Origin of the sequence: Sulfitobacter albidus (assembly GCF_018200035.1) — a bacterium.
Classification (GTDB): domain Bacteria; phylum Pseudomonadota; class Alphaproteobacteria; order Rhodobacterales; family Rhodobacteraceae; genus Sulfitobacter; species Sulfitobacter albidus.
In genome coordinates this window covers 2,739,663-2,750,982 of the sequence record NZ_CP073581.1, presented here as the reverse complement: position 1 = coordinate 2,750,982, position 11,320 = coordinate 2,739,663, and the positions used below count along the sequence as shown (strand labels likewise).

The 11,320-nt window shown below is 62.8% G+C and carries 6 protein-coding genes and 2 pseudogenes; all 8 read left to right on the top strand.

Annotated features, from left to right (window positions below; genetic code table 11):
• The first annotated feature begins 68 nt into the window (after nucleotides 1–68).
• The 8 genes and pseudogenes from KDD17_RS13560 to KDD17_RS13525 all read left to right on the top strand — a co-directional run bounded on the left by KDD17_RS13560 (nucleotide 69) and on the right by KDD17_RS13525 (nucleotide 11,320).
• On the top strand, nucleotides 69–1,190 hold the full coding sequence (locus tag KDD17_RS13560) for a carbon-nitrogen hydrolase family protein (RefSeq protein ID WP_212704143.1): 1,122 nt from the start codon (nucleotides 69–71) through the stop codon (nucleotides 1,188–1,190).
• Between the two features lie 70 nt (nucleotides 1,191–1,260).
• A pseudogene (locus KDD17_RS13555) lies at nucleotides 1,261–3,992 on the top strand (aminotransferase class I/II-fold pyridoxal phosphate-dependent enzyme).
• A 44-nt stretch (nucleotides 3,993–4,036) separates the two neighbouring features.
• Nucleotides 4,037–5,494: a biotin carboxylase gene (locus tag KDD17_RS13550; RefSeq protein WP_212704142.1), complete on the top strand. Its 1,458-nt coding sequence runs from the start codon at nucleotides 4,037–4,039 to the stop codon at nucleotides 5,492–5,494.
• A gap of 25 nt (nucleotides 5,495–5,519) precedes the next feature.
• Nucleotides 5,520–6,490 (top strand): annotated as a pseudogene (locus KDD17_RS13545) (C45 family autoproteolytic acyltransferase/hydrolase).
• Nucleotides 6,487–7,569: a CaiB/BaiF CoA transferase family protein gene (locus tag KDD17_RS13540; protein WP_212704141.1), complete on the top strand. Its 1,083-nt coding sequence runs from the start codon at nucleotides 6,487–6,489 to the stop codon at nucleotides 7,567–7,569. The pseudogene KDD17_RS13545 and the gene KDD17_RS13540 overlap by 4 nt, the downstream one beginning before the upstream one ends.
• A gap of 40 nt (nucleotides 7,570–7,609) precedes the next feature.
• Nucleotides 7,610–8,257, top strand: a complete 648-nt coding sequence (locus tag KDD17_RS13535) for a paraquat-inducible protein A (protein WP_212704140.1) — start codon at nucleotides 7,610–7,612, stop codon at nucleotides 8,255–8,257.
• On the top strand, nucleotides 8,215–8,895 hold the full coding sequence (locus KDD17_RS13530) for a paraquat-inducible protein A (RefSeq protein WP_212704139.1): 681 nt from the start codon (nucleotides 8,215–8,217) through the stop codon (nucleotides 8,893–8,895). The genes KDD17_RS13535 and KDD17_RS13530 overlap by 43 nt, the downstream gene beginning before the upstream one ends.
• On the top strand, nucleotides 8,888–11,320 hold the full coding sequence (locus tag KDD17_RS13525) for an MlaD family protein (protein ID WP_212704138.1): 2,433 nt from the start codon (nucleotides 8,888–8,890) through the stop codon (nucleotides 11,318–11,320). Before KDD17_RS13530 ends, KDD17_RS13525 begins: the two co-directional genes overlap by 8 nt.

The window sequence follows — 11,320 nt, the reverse complement described above, 5'->3', positions numbered from 1 at the left end:
CCGATAAAGGGCGTATGGGATGGATCAAACGGGCGCGGCCCGTCAACAAATCCACGGAGTGATGAGCAATGACCCCCTTCGCAATTGCGGGCGTACAGATGTACGTCAACGCACTGCAACCCAACGTCGATGGCATGATCCAGCGCCTCGATATCCTGATGGCCCGCTTTCCCTGGACGCAGATGGTGCTGTTCTCGGAACTGGCGCCGTTCGGTCCGCTCGACCGCTATTCGCTGCCTCCGCAAAATGAGGCGCTTGAGCAGTTTCAGGCCGCGGCGGCCAAGCATCGCGTGTGGCTGATCCCCGGCTCGATGTTCATCACCGACCCGGAAGACGGGCGGATCTACAACACCTCCGTCGTGATCAACCCCGAGGGGGAGATCATCCGCCGCTACGCCAAGATGTTTCCGTTCCGCCCCTACGAGAGCGGGATCGCGGCGGGCACTGATTTCTGCGTGTTCGACGTGCCGGAGGTTGGCCGTTTCGGCCTGTCGATCTGCTATGACATGTGGTTCCCCGAAACCACGCGCCAGCTGACGTCGCAGGGCGTCGAGGTGCTGTTGCACCCGGTGCTGACCGGCACGACCGACCGCGACGCGGAGCTTGCTATCGCGCGCGCCACGGCGGCGCAATTCCAGTGCTACGTCATTGACGTGAACGGGCTGGGTGCTGGCGGTGTGGGCAAATCCTGCGTCGTCGATCCGACCTCGATGGTGCTGCACCAATCGGCGGGGCAGGAGGACATGTTCCCGATCGAGGTCGACCTTGATCTGGTACGCCGTCAGCGCGAGACGGGCATGAAGGGGCTGGGCCAGGTGCTCAAGAGCTTCCGCGACCGCTCCACCGATTTCAGCGTCTACGACCGTGCCAGCGGCACCGATGCCTACCTCAACACGCTGGGTCCGCTTGCGATTCCGCAGCAGGGGACGACCGCCGGTCTGTCCACCGATACGCCCGCGATGCGGGTGCCGGTGACGCCCGATTTCCCCGGCCAGGACAGCCTGCCGGGCTTTCCCCACAAGGTGCCGCCTGCCTTCCCGGTAGAGCCGCTTCCAAACCCATCCGCGGGCACCGCAACGCCCCCGACCGAGCCGACACCAACAGGGGCACCCACAGCGGGCATGCCCAACCCACCCGTCAAACCCGGTGTTCTGACCGGCACGACGCCCAAAGAGACCTCCGGCGGCTGAACCGGCGCGTGCGGGCGGTTGCCCGCGCCAGCGCATCGGTCAGGCTGCCGCTTCATGCGGAGAACGACCGATGCACTCGATGAAAGACTACTCCTCTGCGATTCAATTGCGGTCTGACCGCTGGAGCGCGCTGCGCGAAGCCTGCAGCGCGCTCTTGCGCAGCCCCAGCGCCGGCGAGGCGGCGCAGCTGAAACAGGGCATAACCGATCTGTTTGACGCGCTCGCCATGATGGAGCCCTATTGGGCCTTCCCCGGCATGCACGCCTTCAACCAGATGCGGCGCCATTTCGATCTGGGCAAGCTGGACGATCTGAGCTTTGCCGTGAACCGTGTCACGCGGGCGCTGACGACGGGTGCCTATCGCCGCCGTTCGATCCCGCTGGAGCGGGATAGCGTCGACGACGAAGAGCACGACGACGAGGCCCACCACAGCCCCGAGATGCGCGCGCTGTCCAAGCCCTATTTCGAGGTGCTGATCGTCGACAGCGTAAACGAGCATCAGGAACGCTGGCTCAAACAAAACGTCACCTCGATGCGCCGCCCCGAAGATCCGTTCATCTATGAGGCTGTGGTTGTTCCGTCGATCGAGGACGCGTTGATCGCGGTGCTGTTCAACCACAACATTCAGGCAATCGTGGTGCGTCCGGGGCTGACGCTCGAATCCGAAATGGTCGAGGAAATCCTGACGCGCTATCTCGCCCGCGCGGGGGGACGCGAAGAGATCGACGCGATCAGCCCCGAAAACTACGGGCCAGAGCTGTGCCGCATGATCGCCAAGGTCCGGCCAGAGCTTGACGCCTATCTTGTGACGGAGCGCTCGGTCGAAGAGATCGCGGGCCTTGATCTTGGGATCTGCCGCCGGGTCTTCTACAATTCCGAAGATTTCATGGAGCTGCACCTGAACATCCTGCGGGGCGTTCAGGCGCGCAACAAATCGCCCTTCTTCACCGCCTTGGTCGAATACTCAAAACAGCCCACCGGCGTGTTCCACGCCATGCCCATCAGCCGCGGGAAATCCATCACCCGCAGCCACTGGATTCAGGACATGGGCGCGTTCTATGGCCCCAATATCTTCCTTGCCGAAACCTCCGCCACCTCCGGCGGCCTCGACAGCCTGCTGGAGCCGCATGGTCCCATCAAGGAAGCGCAGGAGCTGGCCGCGCGGGCCTTTGGGGCCAAGCAGACGTTCTTTGCCACCAATGGGACTTCGACCTGCAACAAGATCGTCGTGCAGGCGCTGATCAAACCCGGTGACATCGTGCTGGTCGACCGCGATTGCCACAAATCGCACCACTACGGCATGGTGCTGGCGGGCGCGCAGGTCAGCTATCTCGACAGCTATCCGCTGAGCAAATACTCGATGTACGGCGCCGTGCCCCTGCACGAGATGAAACACCGCCTGCTCGAGCTCAAGGAACAGGGCAAGCTGGACCGCGTGCGCATGTTGCTGCTGACCAATTGCACCTTTGACGGGTTGGTCTACAACGTCAAACGCGTGATGGAGGAATGTCTGGCGATCAAGCCCGATCTGATCTTCCTGTGGGACGAGGCGTGGTTCGCCTTTGGCCGGTTCAACCCGACCTACCGTCAGCGCACGGCAATGGATGCGGCCAACACCCTGCGCGCCAAATTCCGCAGCGACAAACACCGCGCCGCCTATGAGGCGCAACAGGCCGAGCTGGAAGGCGCGGATACGCAAAAACTGCTCAACACCCGCCTGATCCCGCCGCCCGAAGCGCGCGTGCGGGTCTATTCCACGCAATCCACGCACAAGACGCTGACCTCCCTGCGTCAGGGCAGCATGATCCACGTGCACGATCAGGACTTCCGCGGCGAGGTGGAGCAATCGTTCCACGAAGCCTACATGACCCACACCTCGACCTCGCCGAACTACCAGATCATCGCGTCGCTCGACGTGGGTCGCCGTCAGGTCGAGCTGGAAGGCTTTGAATTCGTGCAGCGCCAGATCGAGGCCGCGATGTCGATGCGACGCGCGATTTCCGATCACCCGCTGCTGGACAAGTATTTCAAGGTTCTGACCGCCGGCGATATGATCCCCGAAGAGCACCGCGAAAGCGGCGTCACCAGCTATTACGACACCGAACAGGGCTGGACCGATCTTTGGGATTGCTGGGAGCGGGACGAATTCGTGCTAGATGCAAGCCGCGTGACCCTTCAGGTCGGCGGCACGGGCTGGGACGGGGATACGTTCAAGAACAAGGTGTTGATGGATAAATACGGCATCCAGATCAACAAAACCTCGCGCAATACCGTCCTGTTCATGACCAACATCGGCACGACGCGCTCTTCGGTCGCCTACCTGATTGAGGTTCTGGTCGAGATCGCCAAATCCCTTGATGAGCTGAACGATGATGCGTCGGGCATGGAAAAGCTGGCGTTCGACCGTCGGGTCAAGAACCTGATGGAAGACTGCCCGCCGCTGCCTGATTTCAGCCGCTTCCACCGGGCGTTCCTGTCTTCGGGCAACAGCCGCGAGGGGATATCCGCAAGGCGTTCTTCCTCGCCTATGACGATGACAACTGCGACTATCTCGAACTGGACGGCTCGCTGAAAGAGGCGATGGAGCGTGGCGACGAGGTCGTGTCGGCGGGGTTCATCATCCCCTACCCACCCGGCTTTCCGATCCTGGTGCCCGGACAGGTCATCAGCAAGGAAATCCTCAGCTTCATGCGCGCGCTTGATGTGAGCGAGATCCATGGTTACCGGCCCGATCTGGGCCTGAGGGTATTTACCCAAGAGGCGCTGGAAGGGGCGAAACCCGCCCTGAAGGCCGCCGAATAACGGGCGTTGAAAAGCCCACGAATACTGACGAGGAGACCACCAATATGGCCACCGTTCTACGCAACATTTCCGAAATCCGCCGGTTCTTTCACCGCAACGAAGAGCCCGTGTATTTTGTATCGGCGACCAACTTCAACCTGCTCGGCATCGACGAATGGGTGAAGAACTTCAAATACATCTGCTACATCGACACCTATGGCGGCAAGCACCCCAATGTGTTCTGCCCGTCCGAGGCGCCGCACGCTGAGTTCCAGTCCATCGAGGACATCAACAACTACCTGTTGCAGCACAAGGAAGTCGTCGATTTCATCAAAAAGCGCGGTGGCAAGCCCAAGTTCGTGTTCCTGATGTTCGACGAAGAGACCGAGCGTCTGGCGAAAGAGCTGGGCGGCGAGGTCTGGTTCCCCAAGGCCAAGCTGCGCACGAGCATGGACAACAAGATCGAAACCGTGCGCATCGGCAACAAGGCCGGCGTGCCGTCTGTGCCCAACACGCTGGCCGAGGTGACCTCCTACGAGAACCTGCGCGAGACCTGCGAGAAGGCGGGCATCGGTCACGATCTGGTGCTGCAATCGGCCTTTGGCGACAGCGGGCACACCACGTTCTTCATCAAGAACGAGGCTGACTTCCGCCGCCACGAATCCGAGATCATCGGTGAGGGCGAGATCAAGATCATGAAGCGGATCAACTGCCGCGGTGCTGCGATCGAGGCTTGTGCCACCAAGGAAGGCACCATCGTCGGCCCGCTGATGACCGAGTTGGTGGGGTTCAAGGAACTCACGCCCTATCGCGGCGGCTGGTGCGGGAACGAGATCCTCTCCACGGCCTTCCCGCCGAAGGTACGCCAGCAGGCCCGCGATCTGACGTTCAAATTCGGGGAGCAACTGCGCAAGGAAGGCTACCGGGGCTATTTCGAGCTCGATTTCCTGATCGACAAGAAAACCGGCGATCTGTGGCTGGGCGAGCTGAACCCCCGCATCACGGGGGCGTCGTCAATGACCAACCACGCGGCGTTTGCCCACGCGGATGCGCCGTTGTTCCTGTTTCACTTGCTTGAATTCTCGAAAAAGAAATTCAACCTCGACGTGGATGAGCTCAACGCGCGCTGGGCCGATCCGGCCAATATCGACGGTTGGAGCCAGATGGTCATCAAGCACACGCAGGACAGCGTGGATATCTGTTCGGATTCGCCCGAAACCGGCATCTACAAGATGCGGGAGGACGGCACGGTCGTCTTCGACCGTTTCGACTATCACCGCCGCGCGGTGGAGAGCGAGAACGAGGCGTTCTTTTTGCGGATCCTGCAGCCGGGCGATTACCGCTATGAAGGGGCGGATATCGGCATCCTCGTGACGCGGGGCCGGTCGATGACCAAAAGCTTCATGCTCAACGAGCGCGCGAAAAAGTGGATCCACGGCATCCAGTCAAAGGTCTCCGGTCAGCCGCTGCCGGTCGCACAGGCCGCACCTGAACTGGCTGATCCGGCGTTCAAGATCCTCTAACCCAAGACCCTTGGAAAGGCGCCTCATGTACTGGCGTGCAATCTCAGAGGATACGCCCGGCCCGAAATGGGCCGGGCTTTTCCGCGAATACTGGCCCGATTACCGGGCCTGGTGGCTCAAGGAGGGGGAGACGTCCCGCCCCACCTACGCCACCTCTGCGCGCGCGCTCAAAACCCATATGCCGGAAATGGTGCCGCTCTACGATCAGCTGTGCGAACTGGCGGGGGGACCGACCACGCCGCGCGCTTTCTCAGCTTTTACACACCACCGCCGTATCTTGCGGGATGCAGTCAGGCAATCTGGGCCGGCAAGCAGCCGGTGATGGTGCGCAACTACGACTACGACCCGCGCGCATTCGACAGCCTCGTGCTGCGCACGCGCTGGCAGGGGCGGCGGGTGATGGGGACGTCCGACGGCCTGTGGGGGCTGGTCGACGGGGTCAACGACAAGGGGCTGTCGATCTCGCTGACGTTCGGCGGGCGGCGCGTCGTGGGTGAAGGGTTTGGCGTGCCGCTGATCCTGCGGTATGTCCTGCAAATCTGCGAAACGGCGGCCGAGGCGGCAGAGGTGCTGGCCCGTGTGCCAACCCACATGAGCTATAACGTGACGGTGTTGGACCGCAAACGCGACTACCTCACCGTGATGATGGCGCCCGACCGCGAGGCGGTCGTCACCCACGCGCCCGTGGCGACGAACCATCAGGCGGATGTCGAATGGATCAGCCACGCGCGGTTCACCGCCACCGTTGAGCGGGAGCGTTTCCTGCTGCAACGTCTGCGCCTGCACCGTGACCCTGAGGATAAGTTCATCAACGCCTTCCTGAAACCACCGCTTTATTCGACGGCGTTCAATCAGGGTTTCGGCACGCTCTATACCGCGATTTACCGTCCGCGAAAACGCGAGATGGAGCTGCGCTGGCCGGGCGTGACGTGGCCCTTGTCGCTGAAGGATTTTGAGGAGGGCGCGCGCGAGGTGACGCTGCCTGGTGCGGCATGAGCGGGCCGCTGTCGTCGCTGCGGGTTGTCGAATTCTCGGGGTTGGGCCCTGCGCCGCTGGCCGGGCAGTTGCTGGCGGATTTGGGCGCCGATGTCATCACGGTCGACCGCGCCGCAGCCCCCGCCGATCCGACGGATATCAACCGGCGCGGCAAACGCTCGGTGGTGCTCGATCTCAAGTCGGTGGAGGGGCTCGTCGCCGCGCGCGCGCTCATCGCTTCTGCCGATGTGCTGATCGAAGGGTTCCGCCCCGGCGTGATGGAGCGTCTGGGGCTTGGTCCCGAAAGCTGCGCCGACAGTCTGATCTACGCCCGGATGACCGGCTGGGGGCAGGAGGGGCCACTGAGCCACACCGCCGGGCACGACATCAACTACCTTGCGCTGACCGGCGCACTGCATGCCATGGGTGACGCTGACCGTGCACCCGTGCCGCCGCTGAACCTTGTCGCGGATTACGGCGGGGGCACGATGTTTTTGCTGCTGGGCATCCTGTCGGCAGTGATCGAACGCGGGGTTTCGGGGCGCGGGCAGGTGGTGGATGCGGCCATGGTCGACGGGGTGCCCGCAATGATGGGGCTGATCCACGCGATGCGCGCGCGTGGCACGTGGCGCGAGACGCGCGGTGCGAACTGGCTCGACGGCGGCGCGCCGTTCTACCGCTGCTACACCTGCAAATGCGGCGGCTACATCAGCGTTGGCGCACTGGAGCCGCAGTTCCACGCGCTGCTGCTGGAAAAGGCTGGGCTGCCGCCGGAGGAGGATCAGAACGATCCTGCCCAGTGGCCCGCCCGTCGCGACATCTACGCCCGCGCCTTTGCCGCGCGCAGCCGTGATGATTGGGCCGCGATCTTTGACGGGACCGACGCCTGCGTGGCGCCGGTACTTACCTTTGCGGAGGCGCCGGGGCACCCGCACATGGCGGCGCGGGGCACGTTTGCGCGCGTGGATGGTGTCCTGCAAGCCGCTCCGGCACCGCGATTCAGCCGCACGGCACCTGTTGCTCCGAGGGCACCGCGCGCAATCGGTGCGGATACGGATGAAATACTTTCTGCGTTAGGAATTGATAACGCAGAGAAATAAGCCGCTACACCTTGCTTGCGGAACCGCGTAGACTGCAGCCATGAGCCTTGCAGAACCCCCTTTTGAGAACGCCCCGCTGGACGAGTTGATCGTCTGCCCGGTCTGCGATGCGACCTATGTTCTGCAACGGCCCGCACACGGGGAACGGGCGGTCTGTACACGCTGCCATAAAGTGTTGATCGCTCCCCGTCGCAAGGCCGGCATGCAGATCATCGCGGTCTCCATCGCCGTGGTCATCCTGATTGTTGCCGCCGGCGTCTTTCCGTTTCTCTCGATCTCGGCGGCCGGCAAGAGCAACGCGGTGTCGATCCTCGATGCCGCGCTGACCTTCACCGAAGGGCCGATGCTGGTGCTGGCGCTGCTGACGGCGGGGTTTATCTTTTTTGTGCCGCTCTTGCGGATGTTGCTTACGCTTTACGTGCTGGTGCCGCTCGTGCGCGACCGACCGCCCGCGCGTCACGCGATCCCCGCGTTCCGCCTGTCCGAGGCGCTTCGCCCCTGGTCCATGGCCGAAATCTTTGCGCTGGGGTGCGCGGTGGCACTGGTCAAGGTCGCGGATCTGGCAACGGTAAATTTTGGCCCTGCTTTCTGGATGTTCGGTATCCTCGTGGTGCTGGTGATGGCGCAGGATGGTTTTATGTGTAAATGGTCGGTATGGAACGCGCTGGAAAATCCCAAGAAACGGTAACCGCGCGGCAGGCGGGTCTGGTGGCCTGCACCCGCTGCACCCGAGCGTGGCCGCTGGGCACCGAAAGCTGTGGCCGTTGCGGCGCCGTGTTGGTGTCGCGCGATACCAAAAGCCTGCAACGGGTCTGGGCATTCTGGATCGTCGGGCTGATGTGCTATATCCCCGCCAATACCTATTCGATGCTGCGCACCCGGCAGTTGTTCGATGTTCAGGAAAGTACGATCATCGGTGGCGCGGTCGAGCTGGCGGAGTACGGCTCGATCGGGGTGGCAGCGATCATCCTGATCGCGTCTGTGTTGATTCCGATCGGGAAATTCTGGGCCGTCGCCTTTCTGGCGCTCAGTGTGCAGCGCGGCAGCATCGCCGGGGGGCATCACCGCAAGCTGTGGCTTTACGAGGTGGTCGAATACATCGGGCGTTGGTCGATGATCGACATATTTGTTGTTGCCATCCTGTCGGCCCTCGTGCAACTCCAAGGCCTGGTGTCCATCACACCCGGGCCGGCCGCGTTTTTCTTTGCCCTCTCCGTTATATTCACCATGCTGTCTGCGCAGGCGTTTGATCCCAGGATGATCTGGGACACGCAATCGGAAGACCCGCAGCCCGAAGAAGATGAAAAGGCGCCCGCCAATGTCTGATACCCCGCCAAAGGTGGCCATCACACCGGCAAAAAAGGCCGGCGGTCGCGCGGTTTCCCTCATCTGGATCATTCCTGTCCTTGCGCTGGTTGTGGCGTTCTATATCGCCTGGCAATCCTACGCCTCGCGCGGGCCGGTGATCGTTGTGGCTTTTGACAGCGGCGCGGGCATCTCAGAGGGCGAGACCGAACTGCGCTACCGCGAGATCACTGTCGGCAAGGTGGAAAAGATCAGCTTCAGCGAAGGGTTGGGGCAGGTCGAGGCGCATATCCGCATCTCAAAGGACGTAGCGCCCTATATCGACGCCAGCTCGGTCTTCTGGATTGTTGAACCCGAGGTTTCCGCCCAAGGCGTGAGCGGCCTGTCGACCGTGCTGAGCGGTGTGTATATCGAAGGTTCCTGGGACACCGAAATCGGCGCGCCGGAAAGCCGGTTTTCAGGTGCAGACGAATCCCCGCTGATCCGCCCGGGGGAACAGGGGCTCCAGATCGCCTTTCGCACCACCTCGCAGGGTAACCTGACCGACAACGCACCGATCATGTTCCGTGGGATCGAAGTGGGCCAGCTGGGCCGCGCCCAGATCGCGCAAAGCGGCGCCTTTGCCATCGTCGAAGGCCTTATCTTTGAGGAGCACCGCAGCCTCGTGAACTCCTCGACCCGCTTCTGGGATACTTCGGGGTTCAGCGTCTCGATTGGACCCTCCGGCGCCGAGATCGATTTTTCCTCGCTCGCGACGCTGGTTGGCGGCGGGATCACCTTTGACACATTCGTGTCCGGGGGCGATCCGGTGCAGGACGGCGATGTATTCGAGGTCTATGTCGACCGTGAAACCGCCCGCAACAGCCTTTTCTCGGCTTCCGAGGTCGATCCGCTTCAGGTTTCGGTCCTGTTCGAAGAGAACGTGTCGGGCCTGACCGTTGGCGCCCCGGTCGAGCTGAGCGGGCTCAAGATTGGCGTCGTTGACAGCCTGTCGGGCGTCGTCAACCGGGATCAGTTCGGCGACAACCGCGTGCGGCTGAACGTAATCCTGTCGTTACAGCCAGCGCGCCTTGGGCTGCCGGGCGACGTGACTGCCGACGCGGCACTGTCGTTCCTGCAAGAGCGTGTGCGCAACGGTCTGCGGGCCCGCCTTGCCTCGGCCAGCCTGCTGACCGGCGGGTTGAAAGTTGAGCTGGTCAATGTGCCAGATGCGGGATCGGGTGAGATGATTGCCGACGGGCTGGATCTGCCGATCATGCCGACGACGCAAAGCAATACCTCAGAGACCGCCGCGACCGTCGAGGGCGTGTTTAACCGCATCAACGGTCTGCCGATCGAAGAGCTGCTCAATTCCGCCATCAACGTGATGAACTCGGCCGATGCGTTGATCTCGAACCGCGATCTGCAGGAAACGCCCGGCGATATCCGGGATCTGCTGACGAGCGTGACCGGGCTGGTGCAATCCGACGATGTGCGCAACATTCCCGTGTCGCTGAACGCCACGCTGACCCGGATCGAGGCGCTCGTGGGCGAGCTCGAAGAGCAGCAGATCGCGACCACCCTGCGCGATACGCTGCAATCGGCATCGGATGCGGCGGATGCGGTTATCACCTCGGTTGACGGTGTGCCGGAACTGGTCAGTGATCTTCAATCCGTCGCGGCCAAGGCCGATGCGCTTGACCTCGAAGGGCTGCTGGCAGAGGTGACCCGCCTGACGCAATCCGCCGAGGCACTGGTTGCAAGCGACGCCGTCGCGGCCCTGCCTGCCGACATCAGCCAACTGTTCACGGATCTGTCGGATCTGATCACCTCGCCGGATGTGCAGGCCGTACCCGCCACCCTCAATGCGACCCTGTCGCAGGCTGGCAATGCACTGACACAGCTCGAAGAGCAGCGTGTCTTCGAAAGCCTCAGCAACGCGCTCAACGGCGCGGCAGAAGCGGCGCAAAGCGTGACCTCCTCTGTCGAGGGTGTGCCGGAACTGGTCGCGCAGATCGAAGCGGTGGCCGCCAAGGCCGAGCAGCTTGAGCTTAACACCCTCTTTGACGAGCTGACGGCGCTGACGCGCTCGGCCGATGCGCTGGTCAGCAGCCCCGACACCGCCCAGCTGCCCGCCGCCCTTGCGGGCGCGCTGGATGAGCTGAACGCGACGCTCGCCGAGCTGCGCGCGGGCGGGGCGGTGGCGAACGTTAACCAGACCCTTGCCTCCGCGCGCTCCGCCGCCGACAGCATCGCGACCTCGGCGCAGGACGTGCCGCGCCTGATTACGCGCCTCAACGCGCTTCTGGTTCGTGCAGGTACCACCATCGAGGGCTACAACAGAGGCGATCAGGTGACCCGCGAGGTCGAAGCGACCCTGCGCGACATCCAACAGGCCGCCTCCGCGCTTGAAAAACTGGCGCGCACCATCGAACGCAATCCGAACTCTCTGCTGCTGGGACGCTGA